Here is a 17,397-nt window from a genome sequence, read left to right on the forward strand (position 1 = left end):
GCACATCCTCGGCGCGAAGGCCGCCGCCCCGGGCGGTGCGGCGGCCTTCGCGGGGACGGGTCAGAAGTCGACGGTCGCGCGGGCGGACAGGAGGGGGCGGAGCCAGCCGGCGACCTCCAGATGGGCCGGGTGGCCCTGGTAGGCCTTCAGCTCCTCCAGGGACTCGTGCTCGGTGATCAGGACCAGGTCGTAGGAGACCTCGCCGCGCACCACGTCCAGACCGACCGTGATCTTCCGGATCTCGTCGACGACCGGGCCGAGGGCCTCCAGTTTCCCCTTGGCCTCCGGGGCGCGCTCCGGATCGGTGAACTTCATCAGGACGATGTGGGTCAACATGGCGCTCTCCCGACGTGAAATCTCTTCCCATCCAGCGGCACTGATTGTATGTTTTGGAAACAGTGTTTCGCTAGAGGAACCAGGAGGCACGAACATGCGGGTCGCAGCGGTACAGTTCGCGGCGGGCGAGGACATCACCGCCAACCTCGCCACCTGCCTGCGGATGATCGACGCGGCCGCCGCCGAAGGCGCTGACCTCATTGTTCTACCGGAGTTTTGCAATCATTTGTCCTGGTATAACAGTCGGGAAACAGCGCACCGGCGGGCCTGCACCCTGGACGGCGGGTTCCTCGGCGCCATCGCCGGGCGGGCCGCGCGGCACGGCGCGTACGTGAAGCTGAACGTCACCCTCGCCCGCGAGAACGGCCGCACCACGGCCACCAGCCTGCTGTACGGGCCGGACGGGAGCCTGCTCGGCCACTCGGACAAGCTCACCCTCATGGGCGCCGAGGGCGACCACATGGACCCCGGCGAGGAGCCCGGCCCGGTCATCGACACCCCGATCGGCCGGATCGGCCTGTACGCCTGCATGGAGGGCGTCACCTCCGACGTCTGCCGGGACCTCACCCTGCGCGGCGCGCAGCTGCTGCTCAACAGCCTGAACTCGTTCGCCACCGACGAGGCGAGCCTGCACATCCCCGTCCGGGCCGCCGAGAACAAGGTGTGGGTGGTGGCCGCCAACAAGGTCGGCCCGCTGCTGCCCGAGGCCCTCACCCCCGCCATCGCCGAGCGGCTGGGCGTCCCGCCGGAGCAGGTGCACGGCGCGGGCGAGAGCCAGATCGTCGCCCCCGACGGCACCGTCGTCGCCAAGGGCCCGCGCTCCGGCGAGGCCGTGGTCGTCGCCGACATCGACGTCTCCCTGGCCGACGTGAAGACCCGCCCGGACGGCACCGGCATCCTCGCGATGCGCAGGCCCGAGCTGTACCGGCCGATCGCCTCCGAACCGCGGGAGCGCACCGCTCCCCCCGGGGCCGAGGGGTGCCGGGTCGCCGTCGTGGCGGCCGACGACCCTCTGCCCGGGGTGGCCGAGGCCGCCGCGGCGGGCGCCGAGCTCATCGTCCTGCCGGAGCTGGCCTTCGGCGAGACCGGACGTGCGGAGGTCGCGGAGGCGCTGGCCAAGGCCCTGGTGGGCACCGGCGGATACGCCGTCACCAGCGTCCGCGACGGCGACGCCCACGCGGGCCTGGTCGTCTCGGCCGAGGGCGAGGCGGGCGTCCAGCTCCAACTGCACCGGACGGAGCGGCTGCCGTGGGTCGCCCGGCTCGGCTCCGGCGTCGAGGTCTTCGAGCTTCCCTTCGGCCGGCTCGCGCTGGTCGTCGGCGACGACTCCGTGGTGGTGGAGGCCTTCCGGCTGGCCGCGATCGCCGACGCCGACGTGGTGGCGGTGCCGCGCGCCGCGGGCGAGGACTGGGAGACCTCCCTGGGACTTCCCGAGCGGTCCGCGGAGAACCGGCTGAACGTCGTCTCCGCCTGGACCGAAGGCGGCCTGATCCTCGACCTGACCGGCGACTTCACCCTCTGGACGGCCTGGGAGGGCCCGTTCACCGGCCGGATCAGCCACCCGATCGTCACCGAGGCCGGCCACGGGGTCACCGTCGGCACCGTGCACCCCGCCCAGGCCGTCAACCGGCTCGTGTCCAAGAACACCGACCTGGTCAACGGGCGCGCCTGGCGCTCCCTGGGCACCCTGAAGGAAACCGCACCGTAACAGCGCGGCCGTTGACAGCGGCACCCCCGAATCCAAAAATGGAAACAGCGTTTCCTCTAGCGAACCAGGACGGAAAAATCGATGAGTGAGACCATCCGGAACGTCGAGCAGATGCTCGACAGTTCGCCCGTCGTCGACGTGACGGAAGCGTTCGGGAAGTACCAGGGTCTGCTCGAGGCGCTGAAGGCGAAGATCGACGCCCGGTTCGAGACCACCCGCGACCCCTCCACGGAGGAGCTGGAGTCCTACGGGACCTACCCGGACGGGCCGGGCGGAAAAGTCGCCGCCTACAGCGGCCCCGAGATCGACTGGATGGTGCACTCCTGGCTCGGCAACCCCGGCGCCAGCTTCGTCAACCTGCACCTGACCGTCTGGCTCGGCCCCCAGGTGCGCGTCCCCCACCTGGGCATCGCCCTGCTGCTGTGGCCCGAGGGCTGGTTCTACTGCGACTCGGTGCCCCGGGTCAGCCTGGTCATCGAAGACGACTACTACGACAAGTACTACGCGCCGGTCAACGACGACTGGCTGAAGTTCCAGGCCGACCACCCCGACTTCGAGTGGTTCACCAGCCCCTCGGCGTTCATCCGCACCAGCCTCTCCCCCACCGCCCAGTGCTACTCCTTCAAGTGGTCACAGGAGAACTTCCAGGCCGTCAGCGACTGGATGCACAACCACGTCGACCGCTGGCTGACCTGGGTCGACGAGGCCGAGGAGGTGCCGGAGTCCGAGCGCGAGGCGCAGCGCGAGATCGACCTGAGGATCCGCCGCAACATCGCCGACCGCGACCCCGCCAACTCCATGGGCGTGCGCTACTTCGGCGAGGAACTCACCGGCAAGCTCGTCCGCGCCCTGTGGGGCGGCGACCGGGAACTGCCGCGCCCGTGACGACCGCTCCCCTGATCCGCTCCCTGTGGTGGTCGGCTCGCACGCAGGGCGAGCCGCCGTTCGACACCGCCCACCTCAAGGTCTACTACCCCGCCCACGCCGAGGGCACCGACGCCGAGCGCCTCACCGGCGTCTTCCCGCCGGCCCCCGGCAGGCACCCGATCGTGGTGCTCTGCTCCGGCGTCAACGTCGCCCAGGACTCCTATCGTTCCCTGGCCGTCGGGATCGCCGAGGCCGGATACGCGGTGGTGACGTTCGACCGCGTCGCCGAGCTGTTCGGCGGCCAGTACGGGCTGACCTGCGGCGTCGACCTGGACGCCGCCCGGCCCGACGCCTACGGCACCCGGCCGACCTGCCCGACCATCCCCGCGATCCTCGACGCGCTGCGCGAGATCGACCTGCTGAAGGACGCGCTGGACTTCGACCGCGTCGCCCTCGGCGGGCACTCCGCCGGCGGGACCGTCGTGCTGCAGTCCGCGCGCTTCTTCCCCGGTGTGCGGGCCGCCTTCGGATTCGGCACCCACACCATGGTGGCGACCATGCTCGGCTGGCCCGCCGGCACCGTGCTGCCCGCCCAGGTCGAATGCCCCGTGTTCCTGGCCGTCGGCACCCGCGACGGCGTGATCATGGGCAGCAGTGACCGGTACGGCCAGGACGGCTTCGCCGACCCCGTCACCAGGACCTTCGACGAGGCGCTGCCCGGTGAGGGCCACCTGTTCGCCGTCCTGGAAGGCGCCAACCACTTCGCGGTCGCCGACCCCGTCGATCCGACCGCCGCGCGGGCCTTCCTCGACCTGGAGCCCGGACGTGACCCCGCCGAGAGCCGAGCCGCCTACCTGGAAGTGTTGATCGCCTTCCTGCGCGCCCGGCTGAACGGCGACCCCGATTCCCTGGAGAAGGTGCGAAAGAACCCGCCCCCCTCCGTCACCCTGCGGGAGCACTGATGCTGAAGAACTTCTGGTACGCGGTCGAGACGTCCGACCAGATCACCGGCAAGCCCAAGAAGATCACGTGTCTGGGCCAGGACTTCGTCCTGTACCGCAAGCGCGACGGCGAGGTCGTCTGCCTGTCGGACCTGTGCCCGCACCGCGGCGCGGCGCTGTCCGGCGGCTGGGTCAAGGACGACAAGATGGTCTGCCCTTACCACGGCTGGGAGTTCGTGCCCGACGGCACCTGCGTGAAGATCCCGGCCAACCTGGAGGGCCGGGGCATGCCGAAGAAGGCGCGCGTCGACTCCTACCCGACCACCGAGAAGTACGGCTTCGTGTGGGTCTTCATGGGCGACCTGGCCGAGGAGGACCGTCCCCCGATCCCCCACTGGCCCGAGTTCGACGACCTGAAGAAGGACGGCGGCCGCTGGAAGCCGGTCTACGGCGAGTACCTGTGGAACTCCAACTACGAGCGCATCCTGGAGAACGGCTGCGACATCGCGCACACCCCGTTCGTCCACGGCGGCAGGTTCGGCAACCCCGAGCGGCCCGAGGTGGAGGAGTACGAGGTCGAGACGCCCGACGAGTGGTCGGCGTTCGCGACCGTCAAGCTCTACCCGCCGAAGGCCAAGGGCCTGTGGGGACGGCTGTCGGGCAAGAGCGAGGGCCTGAAGGACCGCCCGCCGGTCGAGACCAGCGCGGGCTGGATGCTGCCGAACATGATCAAGCTGCACGTGCGGCTGCCCATGGGCAACATCATCATCTACGACAGCAACGTGCCGATCGACGAGACCACCACGCTGGTGAAGTTCGTGGCGCTGCGCGACTTCTTCACCGGTGACTGGGCCGACAAGAACGCCCTCAAGCGCATCTACGGCATCTTCGAGCAGGACGTCCCGGTCGTGGACGGCACCCGGCCCGAGCTGCTGCCGGCCGACCTGGCCGCCGAACTGCACGTCAAGTCCGACCTCATCGCGGTGCACTACCGCCGTCGCCGCCAGGAGCTGGCCGACAAGGGATGGATGCTCGGCGACGAGGACCGCATCATGGGCGACGTCCCTCGCCGCGAGGCGACCGTCATCCCCTCGCCCGCCCGCAAGAACAACCCCGAGCTCGCCCGCGCCTGGGTGCACAAGGCCAAGGGCGAGCACCCCCGCGTCGACAAGTCCATCCTCGAAGGCGAGGCCGAGCGCGCGGCCGCTGCCAAGGCCGCCGAGGAGACCAAGGGAGAAGAATCATGACCTCGCTGCCCAAGAGCCTGTTCGACCGCACTCTCGCCAAGCTCGAAGGCGTGGAGGACCTCAAGCTCGTCTACGGCGACGACCTGTTCAGCTCGATGGGCCCCGACTCCGTCGGCCGGCTCGAGGTGCGCACCGGCACCAAGCTCGCCAAGGTCGTGACGATCAGCCTGGTCGTGCCGCAGATCGGCATGGACAGCCACATGATCTTCGCGTTCACCCCGGACGGCTCGGCGCTGCCCCACTTCACCCTGGACTCCGTCGAGGCGGGCGGCACCCTCGCCTTCCACCTCGACCTCGTCCCGCGCGCCGAGCTGGCCTCCCACCTGGCCTACGTCGACGCCGTCTTCGAGCCGCTCAGCCCGGTCTTCGAGCGCTCCAAGGAGGTCTTCGGCTCGCTGCGCGCCGCGATCGGCCCGCGCCAGTACGCCATGATGTCGCCCTGGATGCTGGTGAACCGCGCCGACGAGGAGCAGTTCAAGGCGTTCGACACGTTCGTGGACGACTACTTCGCGCACTGGTCGGCGCTGCTGGAGTCCGGCCTGCCGCAGGAGGTCCTGGCGACCCTCGCCGACACGGACCTGGCCGCCCGCGACCGGGCCAACCGGACCAACCTGTTCAGCCCCGAGGTCGACCCGGTCTGGGAGCGGGTCACCCGGCTCGTCGGCCAAGAGGCCTCCGACAAGATGCGCGCCGAGCTCATCCACAACGAGGTGCAGGGGTGAGCGAACCCAGCGAATGGCAGAACCGGATCGCCGGCGAGTGGCACGGCCGGCCGTCTCTGTTCAACGACAAGGGCGTCTGGTGCGGTTACGAGGACATCCGGCGCTCGTCGGTGTTCGAGAACGGCACCACCACGTACTACATGGACGGCGGCCTCGAGGGCGGCGGCGAACTGGCCGGGCGGTTCCGGCTGGGCGCCCCGTTCGCGTTCGGGGTCATCGACTCCGACAGCGACCGCGTCTACACCGGCCCCGACTTCTTCGGAACGGGCCAGCCGTACGGCGGGTTCGTCGACGCCCACTACTACGGGCCCGGCTGGCAGGTGGACCTCAACACCTGGAACCACAACCTGCCGGACGGCGAGACCCAGGTGTACTCCTCGGTCCTCTACCAGGGCTGGACGGTCGTCGGCTGCTTCAACGGCGTCTACAAGCGCCGTGAGGAGCCGCCGCTGGACTTCCTGGAGGCCGAGACCCGCAACGGCCCGGTCCCCTTCATCCTGCCGACGAAGAAGGCCGGCGGGTACGAGGGCGTCTGCGAGCTGTGGGGCGCCGACCAGAAGCTGATCGGCGACGTCACCGTCACGCTGGAACTGGAGCCGATCGACCTGCTGCGCACCCGCGCGCACGTCACCTGGTCCGGCGCGGCCGAGCGGTCCTACACCGTCGAGCAGCGCCGCGACGGCACCCGGATGTTCTACGAGGGCCCTGACGCCTGGGGCAACGCGCAGGCGTTCGGCCGGGCGAACTTCCCGAGCGTTCACTTCTCGACCGGCACCGCCATCACCAAGATCAAGGGCCGCGAGTTCATGATCGACGCGACGCCGGGGATGAACGCGGGCGAGACGCTCGCGGTGACCTACGAGGTCTTCGACGGCAACACGCTGTCGGGCGTCATCCACGGGGTGCTGACATGGCGGTGATCGTGGTGACCGGCGGGACCCGCGGCATCGGCCGCGGCCTGGCCAAGGAGCTCATCGCCCGCGGCGCGCAGGTCGTGATCTGCGGGCGCGGCGGGGTCGACGAGGCGGCCGCCGAGCTCGGCGCGACCGGCGTCGTCTGCGACATGACCGACCGCGCCCAGGTGAAGAACCTGTGGGAGAAGGCGGCCTCGCTCGGCCCGGTCGCCCACTGGGTCAACAACGCGGGCGTCTCCACCGCGCGCAAGCCGCTCACCGAACTGCCCGCCGAGCAGATCGAGACCGTCGTCAACGCCAACCTGCTCGGCGTGCTCAACGGCAGCGCCGTCGCGGCCAGGCACATGCTCGAGCAGGGCTTCGGCACCGTCTGGAACATGGAGGGCTTCGGCAGCGACGGGCGGACCATGCCCGGCCTCGTCGCCTACGGCGCCACCAAGCGGGCCGTCACCTACGTGACGGACGGTCTGGCCAAGGAGCTGAAGGGCACCCCGGTCAAGGCCGCCCACCTGTCCCCCGGCATGGTCGTCACCGACCTGCTCGTCCAGGAGTACACGCCCGAGGAGCTGGAGAAGGCCAAGAAGATCTTCAACATCCTCGCCGACAAGGTCGAGACGGTCACGCCGTTCCTGGCCGAGGGCATCCTCAAGGGCGTCAAGAACGGCGGGCGGGTCGCCTGGCTGACCACGCCGAAGATCGCGTTCCGGTTCGCCACGGCGGGCTTCAACAAGCGGGACCTGTTCGCGTGAGCGAGATGGAATACCCCGTCATCCTGGCCCTGGAGGACTTCGTCCCGGTGGTGTTCACCGCCGCCGGGGCGCTCCTCCTGGCCAGGGTGGACGGCATCGACACCAGGCTGGCCAGGATCGCCGCGCTGCTCGTGGGCCTGGGCGGGGTCGCCAAGGCCGGATGGAAGACCGTCATCGCCACCACCGACGTCGATCTGTGGATGGTGCCGCTGGCGCTGTTCCCGTTCCTGTCCGCGGGTTTCCTCGTCCTCATCAAGGCCGTCGAGCCCCGGGTGCCCGTCCCCGCCATAGCGGGGCTCTGGATGGCCGGCCTCGGCACCGCCTTCGCGATCGGCGGCACCCTGCCGATGCTCATCCTCACCATCGCGGCCAGCACCGCCGCGGCCGTCATCCTGAGCCGCCGGCACAAGCTGTTCATCGTCTGGATCATCGGCCAGTACGCGCTCGGCCCGCTGAGCTCGGGTGAGCAGACCATCGCCCGCCAGTGGCTCGAGCAGTCCATCAACACGGTCAGCCAGGCGATGTTCCTCATCGCCGCCTGGCGGCTCGTCGCCCTCCAAAGACAGCAGACAGAGCAGGAGATCCCGTCATGACCGACGCGCTGGGCTGGCGCCGCAAGTTCGGCGTCATCGCACCCTCCACCAACACGATCGTCGAGCCCGACTTCTACCGCATGTCGGTCCCCGGGGTGACCTCGCACTTCTCCCGCATCCACATCCGCGACCAGAACATGGCCGGGGACGAGGGCATGGAGCGGCTCCTGGACCAGATCCGCGACGAGATCGGCGCGGCCTGCGAGCGGGTCATGACCTGCGAGCCCGACTACATGGTCATGGGCATGTCCGCCGAGACCTTCTGGGGCGGCGTCGAGGGCAACCGCGCGTTCATCAAGCAGATCCACGACCTGACCGGCCTGCAGGTCGCCACCGGCGCCGAGGCGTGCGAGCGCGCCCTGAAGCTGTACGGGGCGCGGCGCATCGGCGTCGTCACCCCCTACCAGCCGGTCGGCGACGAGAACGTCCGGCTCTTCTTCAACGAACTGGGCTTCGAGGTCGACAAGATCATCGGCTTGAAGTGCCCGACGGCGGTGTCGATCGCCCACGTCACCGAGGACGAGTTGCGCGGCGCGCTGCGCGAGCTGGCCGAAGGCGAGGTGGACGCGCTGATCCAGTGCGGCACCAACCTGTCCATGGTCGGCCTGGCCGACGAGGCCGAGCGCTGGCTGGGCCTGCCCACCATCGCGATCAACGCGGCGACGTGGTGGATGGCACTGCGCGAGAACGGCATCGAGGACCGGGTCGAAGGCGCGGGAAGGCTTCTGCGCGAGCACTGAGCCCCGGGATCCGGCCGATCGCCCGCCTCCACACTGCGGGCGATCAGCCGGACCCTTCTCCGCGTCGGCCGTCCCCGGCGCTCACCGGCTCCACAACTCGCTGGGCGAAATCCCCAGTTCTCCCAGCAGCTCTCGCAGCAGCGGAAGCGAAAGCCCCAGCACGTTCCCCGCGTCCCCTTCTATCCGCTCCACGAACCAGCCGCCCTTCCCGTCGATGGTGAAGGCCCCCGCCGCCCACAGCGGCTCCTCCGACGCGGCGTAAGCCCGTATCTCCGCATCGGACGGGCTCCCGAACCTCACCGCGGTCTCCCCCACCGCGCTCACCCGCCGGCCGCTTCCGGTATCGATGAGGCAGTGACCGGTGTAGAGCGTCCCTCTCCTCCCCCGCCGCTCCCGCCACCACCGCACGACCTGATCGGCGCTCTCGGGCTTGCCCAGCCCCCGCCCTTCCAGCTCCAGCAACGAATCGCACCCGATGACGAGCGCCTCCCCCACCCGCTCCGCGACGGCCTGCGCCTTGCCGATCGCCAGTGCCTCCACCAGCTCCCGCACCGACTCCGCCTCGACGGCCTCCTCGTCCACCCCGCTGGCGACCGCCTCGGCCTCCACCCCCGCCGCCCGCAACACCTCGAGCCGCGTCTTCGACGCCGATGCCAGCACCACCCTGCGCACAACGTCCTCCATCGGTCCCTCTTCACGCCCGAACCGTCGCGCCCGGCGAACCCGAGCATCTCACCCGCAGGCGGTCTCCGAATCGATCACTTAACGTGGCCGAACCGTCACCTCTCCCGGCCATCCTCTCCAAAAGAGAATCTCTCCCACCCCCGAGGAACCGATGGCCATCGAGTACTTCTACTCCGGAACACGACTCCGGCCGGTCCAGACCCGCCAGCTGGCGCGCGTCCTCCAGCCCTTCCTCGCGCCGGACGAGCCGCTGCTCGCCCTGGTCGCCACCGTGAAGACCCTTCCCAGGCTCACCCATCTGGCGGTGACGGGGCGGCGACTGCTCGGCTTCCGCGCCGACACCGCGCGAAGGTCCGGGCCGGGGCTCCAGATCGTGTTCTCCGAAGTGCTGTCGGTCGCCTCCCTGCCCTCCTTCCAGCAGCGCTGGTCTCTTTCCGTGACGACCCGTTCAGGCGAGGAACTCGACTTCGGGAGCCTCCACCCCCTGGACTCCTCTCACCTCGTCCCCCTGATCCAGAGCCTGCTCTCCCCTCCCCGCGCGGTCTCGGCACCCCCGCCCCTCCTCGCTCCTCCAGCCCCCTCCGCGGGGCTGCGCCCCATCCCTCCGGACCGCTCCGGCGAGCCTCCCGCGTAGCGCCGCGTGCCGCCGCGGCCCTCCGCTCGGACGCGGCGGGAGACGCGCCGCGCTCAGATCGCGGCCGTGCGCGGCTCTTCCCGACGGCCGTCTCCGGACCTCGAGGGACGCCTGGGGCATCCGAACGCAGGACCGGTCAGCGGACACCGCGCGGGCGGAACTGCACACTGATACGAGGCCCTCGGGCGGCGGCGGTCTTCGGGATGGAGTGGAGCCAGGTGCGCTGGCAGGAGCCGCCCATGACGAGGAGGTCGCCGTGGCCCAGGGCGTGGCGGAGGGTGGGGCCTCCGTCGGCGGCGGGGCGCAGGAGGAGGTGGCGGGGCGAGCCCAGGGAGACGATGGCGACCATGGTGTCCTCGGTGCGGCCCCTGCCGATCCTGTCCCCGTGCCAGGCGACGCCGTCCCCGCCGTCTCGGTAGAGGCAGAGGCCCGCGGTGCGGAAGGGCTCACCCAGCTCGGAGGCGTAGTGGGCGGAGAGGGCGTCCCGAAGGACGGACAGGGCGGGGTGGGGCAGGGATGCGTCCTCGCCGTAGAAGGCGGTGAGGCGCGGAACGTCGATGAGCTTGTCGTACATGACGCGTTTTTCGGCGCGCCAGGGGACGGCGTGGACCAGGGCCTGGAAGAGGTCGTCAGCTCCCGAGACCCAGGCCGGGCGGAGGTCGATCCAGGCGCCGTGGGCCAGAGGGGTGCGGTGGACGGTGCCGCCCAGGGGTCCGGGACGGGTCTCGCCCCCACAGTCCAGCAGGGATCCTTGGAAGATCATGCCTCCACTATACGAACAGGTGTTCGGATTCGGGAATGCGCGGCCGGAGAGTGTCGGGGCCGGATCGTAGGCTGGGGGTATGGCAAGGGCCAACGACGAAGTCGCCGAGGCGCTGCGCGAGTACGCCGACCTGTTCGCGCTGGAGGGCGGAGACGCCTTCCGGGTGCGGAGCTACCAGCGGGCGGCCAAGGCGATCGCGGGGCATCCGGAGGATCTGCGGGCCGGCCACGCCCGGGACGTGCCGGGGGTCGGCTCCGCGATCGCGGCGAAGGTCGAGGAGTTCCTGGGCAGGGGGAGCTTCCGGCAGCTCGACGAACTGCGGGCGAAGATCCCCGAGGGGGTGCGGCGGCTGATGACGCTCCCCTCCCTCGGACCCAAGACGGCGCTGTTCCTCTACCGGGAGCTGGGCGTCGACTCGGTGGAGTCGCTCGCCCGGGCCATCGACGAGGGGCGGCTGCGCGGCGTCCGCGGCATGGGGCCCAAGACCGTCGAGAACCTCCGGCGCGGGATCGAGCGGCGGCAGGCGGGCGAGCCGGTCCACCTGGGCGTGGCGGACCGGCTCGCCGAGAAGGTGATCGAGTCGCTGCCGGGAGCCGAGCGCGTCGCCGTCGCCGGGTCGGCGCGCCGCATGTGCGAGACCGTCGGCGACCTGGACCTCCTGGCGGTGGGGCCCGCCGAGCTGATGAGCGTCTTCACCTCCCAGCCCTATGTGGCCGAGGTCCTGGCCGTCGGCGACGCCAGGACCTCGGTGCGCACCGGGCAGGGCCTCCAGGTCGACCTCCGGCTGGTCGCGGCCGAGTCCTGGGGAGCCGCGCTCCTCTACTTCACCGGCGGCGCCGACCACAATGTCCGCCTGCGTGAACTGGCCGCGAAGAGGGGCTGGAAACTCTCCGAGTACGGCCTGTTCGACGGCGACGGCGCGACACTCGCCGCACGGACCGAGAAGGACGTCTACGCCGCGCTGGGCATGCAGTGGGTGCCGCCGCCGCTCCGCGAGGACCGCGGCGAGATCGAGGCGGCCCTCCGCCACGAGCTCCCCGTCCTGGTGGAGCTGGACGACCTCCGGGGCGACCTGCACAGCCACACCGACCTCACCGACGGGATCGCCTCCCTGGAGGACATGGTCGCCACCGCCGCGGCCCGCGGCTACTCCTACTACGCCGTCACCGACCACGCGCCCGACCTGGTGATGCAGCGCATGACCCTGGAGAAGGCCCTCGCCCAGCGCGAGCGCCTCGCCCGCCTGCAGGAGCGCCATCCCCGCATGCGGCTCCTGCACGGCACCGAGCTCAACATCGGCCCGGACGGCTCGGTCGACTGGCCGCTGGAGGTCCTCGAGGGCTTCGACGTCCGGGTCGCCAGCGTCCATTCCCATTTCACCCAGTCCCGCGACGAGATGACCCGGCGGCTCATCGCCGCCTGCGAGAACCCGGGCGTCCAGATCATCGGCCACCCCACCACCCGCAAGATCGGCAAGCGCCCCATGGTGGACGCCGACTGGCCGGCCGTCTTCCAGGCCGCGGCCCGCACCGGCACCGTCCTGGAGATCGACTCCTACCCGGACCGCGCCGACCTCCCCTCCGACCTGGTCCGCCTGGCCCGCCACCACGGCGTGAAGTTCTCCATCGACAGCGACGCGCACGCCGTCCCCCACCTGGGCTACTCCCGCTTCGGCGTCGGCATCGCCCAGCGCGCCGCCCTGACCCCCGACGACGTCGTCAACACCTGGCCCCTGGACCGCCTTCTGGCGTTCCTCGACGGCGGCGGGGCGCCCTCCCGCCCGTGACCGGGGCCGGCGGGTCCGGAGGAGCCGGTCGCGCGGTCCCGGCCGGGGTCAGGGCGCCGGGGTGTGCTTTCCGAGATCGCCGGAGCGGAAGTGGCGGCGGCAGAGGACCTGGTAGCGGACGGGCGCCTGGCCGGTGTCGGCGATGACCACCTGCTCTCCCGCGCGGACGAGTTCGCCGCCGACGGTGCGGGCGTTGAGCTGGCCGGGACGGCCGCACCAGCACAGGACCTCCACCTGGAGGCGGCAGACCTCGTCGGCCAGCTCGAAGAGACGGCGGGTGGCGGGGAAGAGCTCGGAGCGGAAGTCCGAGGCGAGGCCGAAGGCGTAGACGTCGACGTCGCAGTCGTCGACGAGGTCGGCCAGCTGCTCGATCTGCTCCACCGAGTAGAACTGCACCTCGTCGCAGATGAGGTAGTCCAGGCGGGGCGCGGTCCGGCGCAGGACCAGGGAGCTGAAGTCGAAGCCGTCCTCGACCTCGATGGCCTCGCCGTCCAGGCCGATCCGGCTGGTGACGCGGGGGCCGCCCGAGCGGTCGTGCTTGGTGACCACCAGGCCGTGGCGCCCCTGCCTGCGGTGGTTGTAGTTGATCTGAAGGGCGAGGGTGGATTTGCCGCAGTCCATCGGACCGTAGAAGAACTTGAGCACCGCGTCGCGGTGCAGGCCGCTCACCCCGGCGGGCGGTACGGAAGACAAGGCCGACAGATCACTCACGGGGCGCCAGTCTAGAGTGAACGGCGACGGTCGTGCGGGAGAGCGGAGCGTGACAAATAACGCGTTCCATCCCAACCCGACTGAAAGAGACGGGGAGAGCGCATGGAACGGACGACAAGGGGCGCGGACGCCGTCCGTCCGCGCCCCCATGGCCCGCGCCCTATTCTTCAGGCTGGACCTCGACGGGCCTGTCCTTGGGGGCCCGTTTTTCCTGCTTGGCCGCGCGTGTGGCCTTGAGCGCCGCCTTCTTGGCCTTGCCGGTGGTCTTCGCCGGCTTCTTTCTGGTGTCTCCCATGAGATCCTCCCGAATCGCTTGGGACGCCCGAAATGGGCACAAGACCCACGTTGCCGTTCTTCGCAGGGAAACGACATCCACGACCGCTAAAGAAAGACCAAAACGGTGAAAGATTCCGACCTCATCTGCTCGGCCAAAGGCTGCCGCGCCACCGCCGTCTGGGGCCTGCGCTGGAACAACCCGAAAATCCACACCCCGGAACGCCGCAAGGTGTGGCTGGCGTGCGACGAGCACCGCGACGGCCTGTCGTCCTTCCTCGACCGCCGTGGTTTCCTCAAGGACGCCGTACCGGTGGGCGAACTCGCGCCCACCGACGGCTGAGCGGGCCGCCCCTACCCCTCCTGCTTCCCCGCCAGGACGCTGAGCCGCTCCGCCAGGACCGCCGGGTCCCCGCCGCGCCCGACCGCCACTCCCAGCAGATAGGCGGTCAGCGGCGCGGCCGGACGGGCCACGCCGTGCGCGACGTCACGGGCCAGGTCGAGCACCAGGTCGCGGTCCACCGACCCCGGCTCGAGGCCCAGTTCGGCACAGGCGGTCTCGATCCACTCGTTCACTTCAGTCTCTCCTCGGCGCGCGCCAGATCCTCGGGGGTGTCGCAGTCGGTCCAATCATCGCGCCCCGGCACCCGGACGGGGTCCAGCGGCCCCAGCAGCCCCCGCAGCGACCGCCCCTCGTACCGGCCGAGCGCGTCTCTGAGCCGGTCCGTGCGCCACGCTCCGGTCAGCCACTGGTCCGCGCCCTCCCCGTCGACCAGCACGGCCTCGGGGTGCTCCAGGAGCCCGGCGACGACCTCCTCGGTGAGCAAGGGGAGGTCCGCGGCGAGCAGGACGAGCCGCGGCGCCTCGACCAGCGCCAGCCCGGCCCGCAGCGCCGGCACGGGGCCGCCTCCCGGCGGGTCCTCCCGGACGAACACCGCGTCCAGCCCCTGCCGCTCCGGCCCCACCACGATGGTCCGCCCGGCGCCCGCCACCGCCGAGGCCACCCGGACGATCAGCGGGACCCCGCCGGCCTTCGCCCCGGGCTTGTCTCCTCCGCCGAACCGCCGGGCCGCTCCGCCCGCCAGGATCACCGCGTCGTAGGGCTCCACCCGGTCAGCCTCCGATGGCGGACATGGGCCGGTCGGGCTGCAGGAAGGACGGATCGTCGATGCCGTGCCCGGCCCGCTTGGCGCGGATCGCCGCGACCCAGCGCTCCGCCAGTTCGTCGTCTCCGGCACCGCCGCGCAGGGCGTCGCGCAGGTTGGACTCCTCGCGGGCGAACAGGCAGTTGCGGATCTGGCCGTCCGCGGTCAGCCTGACCCTGTCACAGGCCCCGCAGAACGGGCGGGTGACCGAGGCGATGATGCCGACGGTGGAACCCTCCACCGCGAAGAGCTCGGCGGGCGCGCTGCCCCGCTCGGCCGAAGGCAGCGGCTGAAGGGCGAACTCCTTGGCGAGCCGCTCCTGGATCTCGTCCGCGGTGATCATGTTCTCGCGCTGCCAGCCGTGCTGGGCGTCCAGCGGCATCTGCTCGATGAACCGCAGCAGGTAGCCGTGCTCCAGGCAGAAGCGCAGCAGCGGCACCGCCTCGTCCTCGTTGACCCCGCGCATGAGCACCGCGTTGACCTTGACGGGGGTGAGCCCCGCTTCGGCCGCGGCGGCCAGCCCGTCCAGGACGTCGGGCAGCCGGTCCCGGAAGGCCAGCCGCCGGAACACCTCCTGGTCCAGGGTGTCCAGGGAGACGTTGACCCGGTCGAGCCCGGCCTCGCGCAGCGGCGCGGCCAGCCGGGCCAGCCCGATCCCGTTGGTGGTCAGCGAGATCTCGGGCCGGGGCTCCAGGGCCGCGGTGCCCGCGATGATGCCGGGCAGGCCGCGGCGCAGCAGGGGTTCACCGCCGGTGTAGCGCACCTCGGTGATGCCGAGGCGCTCCACGCCGATCCGCACCAGCCGCAGGACCTCCTCGTCGGTGAGCACTTCCGGCTTGGGCAGCCAGTCCAGCCCTTCGGGCGGCATGCAGTAAGAGCAGCGCAGGTTGCAGCGGTCCGTGAGCGACACACGGAGGTCTGTGGCCTGGCGACCATATTCGTCGAGCAACCGCACCTCTGGTCCTCTCTGCGCCTTTACCCTCACCAGAACAGCATGTTCCTGTCTACCAGCCGGGAAGAGGGCCTGCTCGGCAGGAAGGATGAATCCTGCGTTGCCTGACGTTTCACGTCATTTCAGATTAGTTAGTACGGATCCCGATATTCCGCTCCAGCTGATCTTCTCGTCCGACGCATGGTACGAGGCCCTGATCATCGCCGGTCACGGCGACCCCGGCGGACGGGCGGAGGAGGGCCGTCAGACCGCGCGGCGCCGGGCCCGGTAGGCGGCGACATGAGCCCGGTTGCCGCACGTCCTGCTGTCGCAGAACCGGCGGCACCGGTTGCGGGAGAGATCGACCAGGACGCGGTCGCAGCCCTCCGCCGCGCAGGAGCGCAGCCTGTCCAGCTCCCCGGCCGCCACCACGTACGCCAGTGCCATGCCGCACTCGACGGCCAGGTGCTCGCTCACCCGGCTCCCGGGCGCGAAGAAGTGCACGTGCCAGTCGTAACCGTCGTGGTCCGTCAGATGAGGGGTGGTCCTGACCCGGTCGAGCAGCTCGTTGATCAGCGGCACGGCGCTCGCGGGATCCGGTGCCAGGAGGATCTCGCGAAAGAAGCCGCGCAACCGCCTCACCTGGACCAGGTCCTGCTCCTCGACGGGCGGCACCCCGCTCATCCGAGAGGCGGCCACGAAGACGCGCAGCGCCTCCAGGTCGGGCAGCCCTTCCCGGCCGCCCTCGGCGCTGTTGACCAGTTCCACCATGATGCCGAGGGCGTGCTCGGTGTCATGGGTGAAAATCATGCGGCCGAGTTTAACCGTACATCCGATTCACATGGCTCATATGGAGTAATGCGGATCGGCCACCACCGGATATGCGGCGCCCTCATGCGGAATTCTCATCACGATGGCGTTGCCGTCCAGTTCGTAGCGCGCCTGGACCGGCCGGAAGAGCGCATCGCAGGCCCAGGGGGTGTAGAAGCGGCCGACCGTCGCGCCGTAGCGGAGGTTGACCACGTCGAACCCGCCGGACGGCATCGCCTCCAGGGCCAGGCCCTCGGGCAGCGACACGGAGAAGCGGAAGAACGTCGGCGCCTCGGGTCCGTGCACGACCGTCACCAGGCGGATTCCGTCGGAGAGCGTCTGGGCGACGATGTCGGTGTCGACGTCGACCCCCGCGAACACCCGCAGGCTCGGTCGCAGCACCGTCGCCGCGCGGTCACCCGCCGCGCAGTCGAGGGACACGTGGATGCGCTGCTTGTCCCGGGTGGGGGCCCACACGCCCTCACGGGCGCGCATCGCCCACTGGACGTCCGCGTTGTCGAACTCCTGGGGTTCGGCCTTGCCCCGGACGGCGAGCACCTGGGAAGCGGCGTTCATCGCCGCCGTCGCCCCGTCGAGCGCGTGCCTCTTCGGCACCAGCCACCTCCGCCTTTTCTTCCTTGTGGCCAACAACCCGCGGTTGGCGCTCTTTGGTTTATCACGTGGCGGAAGACCACGATGAACTTCGGGTAGTTCCGGCATCAACCAGTGAATGGACGTGCACGGACCGTCGTCACTCCGCCCCGGTGAAGGGGCGGGCCCGGCGGACACCGCATCATCCCATGACCGCCCCTGCGCGGGGAGCCTGTATGCCACTGTCGATAA

The 17,397-nt window shown here is 70.5% G+C and carries 22 protein-coding genes; 12 read left to right on the forward strand and 10 right to left on the reverse strand.

Annotated features, from left to right (window positions below; all coding sequences use genetic code 11):
- Positions 1-60: 60 nt before the first annotated feature.
- A complete protein-coding gene (locus ABGB12_RS13725; RefSeq protein ID WP_347677634.1) occupies positions 61-336 on the reverse strand; it encodes a Dabb family protein in 276 nt (91 codons plus the stop codon).
- 94 nt (positions 337-430) lie between these two features.
- Here ABGB12_RS13725 and ABGB12_RS13730 point away from each other — a divergent pair, with 94 nt between their 5' ends.
- The 9 genes from ABGB12_RS13730 to ABGB12_RS13770 all read left to right on the forward strand — a co-directional run bounded on the left by ABGB12_RS13730 (position 431) and on the right by ABGB12_RS13770 (position 8,817).
- Positions 431-2,044, forward strand: coding sequence for a nitrilase-related carbon-nitrogen hydrolase (locus ABGB12_RS13730; RefSeq protein ID WP_347677636.1), 1,614 nt, complete (start codon positions 431-433; stop codon positions 2,042-2,044).
- An 81-nt stretch (positions 2,045-2,125) separates the two neighbouring features.
- Positions 2,126-2,929 (forward strand): oxidoreductase, encoded by an 804-nt coding sequence (locus ABGB12_RS13735; protein WP_347677638.1) that lies wholly within the window; start codon positions 2,126-2,128, stop codon positions 2,927-2,929.
- Entirely contained in the window at positions 2,926-3,873 is a 948-nt protein-coding gene (locus ABGB12_RS13740) for a dienelactone hydrolase family protein (RefSeq protein ID WP_347677640.1), read from the forward strand. The genes ABGB12_RS13735 and ABGB12_RS13740 overlap by 4 nt, the downstream gene beginning before the upstream one ends.
- Positions 3,873-5,099, forward strand: coding sequence for an aromatic ring-hydroxylating dioxygenase subunit alpha (locus tag ABGB12_RS13745; protein WP_347677642.1), 1,227 nt, complete (start codon positions 3,873-3,875; stop codon positions 5,097-5,099). Before ABGB12_RS13740 ends, ABGB12_RS13745 begins: the two co-directional genes overlap by 1 nt.
- Complete coding sequence (locus ABGB12_RS13750; RefSeq protein ID WP_347677644.1) at positions 5,096-5,821, forward strand: hypothetical protein; 726 nt, start codon at positions 5,096-5,098, stop codon at positions 5,819-5,821. Before ABGB12_RS13745 ends, ABGB12_RS13750 begins: the two co-directional genes overlap by 4 nt.
- Positions 5,818-6,741 (forward strand): hypothetical protein, encoded by a 924-nt coding sequence (locus ABGB12_RS13755; protein WP_347677646.1) that lies wholly within the window; start codon positions 5,818-5,820, stop codon positions 6,739-6,741. The genes ABGB12_RS13750 and ABGB12_RS13755 overlap by 4 nt, the downstream gene beginning before the upstream one ends.
- Positions 6,732-7,484 (forward strand): SDR family oxidoreductase, encoded by a 753-nt coding sequence (locus tag ABGB12_RS13760; protein ID WP_347677648.1) that lies wholly within the window; start codon positions 6,732-6,734, stop codon positions 7,482-7,484. The genes ABGB12_RS13755 and ABGB12_RS13760 overlap by 10 nt, the downstream gene beginning before the upstream one ends.
- Positions 7,481-8,077 carry a hypothetical protein gene (locus ABGB12_RS13765; protein WP_347677649.1) on the forward strand — a complete coding sequence of 199 codons (597 nt, stop codon included), beginning with the start codon at positions 7,481-7,483 and terminating at the stop codon, positions 8,075-8,077. The genes ABGB12_RS13760 and ABGB12_RS13765 overlap by 4 nt, the downstream gene beginning before the upstream one ends.
- Positions 8,074-8,817, forward strand: coding sequence for an arylmalonate decarboxylase (locus ABGB12_RS13770; protein ID WP_347677651.1), 744 nt, complete (start codon positions 8,074-8,076; stop codon positions 8,815-8,817). The genes ABGB12_RS13765 and ABGB12_RS13770 overlap by 4 nt, the downstream gene beginning before the upstream one ends.
- Positions 8,818-8,898: 81 nt before the next feature.
- Here ABGB12_RS13770 and ABGB12_RS13775 read toward each other — a convergent pair whose 3' ends face one another.
- Positions 8,899-9,501, reverse strand: coding sequence for a Maf family nucleotide pyrophosphatase (locus ABGB12_RS13775; protein ID WP_347677653.1), 603 nt, complete (start codon positions 9,499-9,501; stop codon positions 8,899-8,901).
- A 151-nt stretch (positions 9,502-9,652) separates the two neighbouring features.
- On the opposite strand from ABGB12_RS13775, the gene ABGB12_RS13780 reads away from it, so the two are divergent.
- A complete protein-coding gene (locus ABGB12_RS13780) occupies positions 9,653-10,135 on the forward strand; it encodes a hypothetical protein (RefSeq protein ID WP_347677655.1) in 483 nt (160 codons plus the stop codon).
- 136 nt (positions 10,136-10,271) lie between these two features.
- Here ABGB12_RS13780 and ABGB12_RS13785 read toward each other — a convergent pair whose 3' ends face one another.
- On the reverse strand, positions 10,272-10,898 hold the full coding sequence (locus ABGB12_RS13785) for an alpha-ketoglutarate-dependent dioxygenase AlkB (RefSeq protein WP_347677657.1): 627 nt from the start codon (positions 10,896-10,898) through the stop codon (positions 10,272-10,274).
- A gap of 79 nt (positions 10,899-10,977) precedes the next feature.
- Here ABGB12_RS13785 and polX point away from each other — a divergent pair, with 79 nt between their 5' ends.
- On the forward strand, positions 10,978-12,684 hold the full coding sequence (gene polX / locus ABGB12_RS13790) for a DNA polymerase/3'-5' exonuclease PolX (RefSeq protein ID WP_347677659.1): 1,707 nt from the start codon (positions 10,978-10,980) through the stop codon (positions 12,682-12,684).
- Positions 12,685-12,732: 48 nt separating this feature from the next.
- On the opposite strand, the gene ABGB12_RS13795 is transcribed toward polX, so the two are convergent.
- Positions 12,733-13,395, reverse strand: a complete 663-nt coding sequence (locus ABGB12_RS13795; RefSeq protein ID WP_347677661.1) for a thymidine kinase — start codon at positions 13,393-13,395, stop codon at positions 12,733-12,735.
- 160 nt (positions 13,396-13,555) lie between these two features.
- Entirely contained in the window at positions 13,556-13,690 is a 135-nt protein-coding gene (locus ABGB12_RS13800) for a hypothetical protein (protein WP_347677663.1), read from the reverse strand.
- A gap of 105 nt (positions 13,691-13,795) precedes the next feature.
- Here ABGB12_RS13800 and ABGB12_RS13805 point away from each other — a divergent pair, with 105 nt between their 5' ends.
- A complete protein-coding gene (locus ABGB12_RS13805) occupies positions 13,796-14,011 on the forward strand; it encodes a hypothetical protein (RefSeq protein WP_347677665.1) in 216 nt (71 codons plus the stop codon).
- 11 nt (positions 14,012-14,022) lie between these two features.
- Here the strand turns inward: ABGB12_RS13805 and ABGB12_RS13810 are convergent, their stop codons facing one another.
- The 5 genes from ABGB12_RS13810 to ABGB12_RS13830 all read right to left on the reverse strand — a co-directional run bounded on the left by ABGB12_RS13810 (position 14,023) and on the right by ABGB12_RS13830 (position 17,169).
- A complete protein-coding gene (locus ABGB12_RS13810) occupies positions 14,023-14,244 on the reverse strand; it encodes a DUF6457 domain-containing protein (protein ID WP_347677667.1) in 222 nt (73 codons plus the stop codon).
- Entirely contained in the window at positions 14,241-14,777 is a 537-nt protein-coding gene (locus ABGB12_RS13815) for an NTP transferase domain-containing protein (RefSeq protein ID WP_347677669.1), read from the reverse strand. Before ABGB12_RS13815 ends, ABGB12_RS13810 begins: the two co-directional genes overlap by 4 nt.
- 4 nt (positions 14,778-14,781) lie before the next feature.
- Entirely contained in the window at positions 14,782-15,762 is a 981-nt protein-coding gene (moaA, locus tag ABGB12_RS13820) for a GTP 3',8-cyclase MoaA (RefSeq protein ID WP_347677733.1), read from the reverse strand.
- 246 nt (positions 15,763-16,008) lie between these two features.
- Positions 16,009-16,554: a CGNR zinc finger domain-containing protein gene (locus tag ABGB12_RS13825; protein WP_347677671.1), complete on the reverse strand. Its 546-nt coding sequence runs from the start codon at positions 16,552-16,554 to the stop codon at positions 16,009-16,011.
- Positions 16,555-16,590: 36 nt separating this feature from the next.
- Positions 16,591-17,169, reverse strand: a complete 579-nt coding sequence (locus ABGB12_RS13830) for a hypothetical protein (protein WP_347677673.1) — start codon at positions 17,167-17,169, stop codon at positions 16,591-16,593.
- Positions 17,170-17,397 lie beyond the last annotated feature (228 nt).

Origin of the sequence: Actinocorallia sp. B10E7, assembly GCF_039871655.1 — a bacterium.
Lineage (GTDB): Bacteria > Actinomycetota > Actinomycetes > Streptosporangiales > Streptosporangiaceae > Actinocorallia.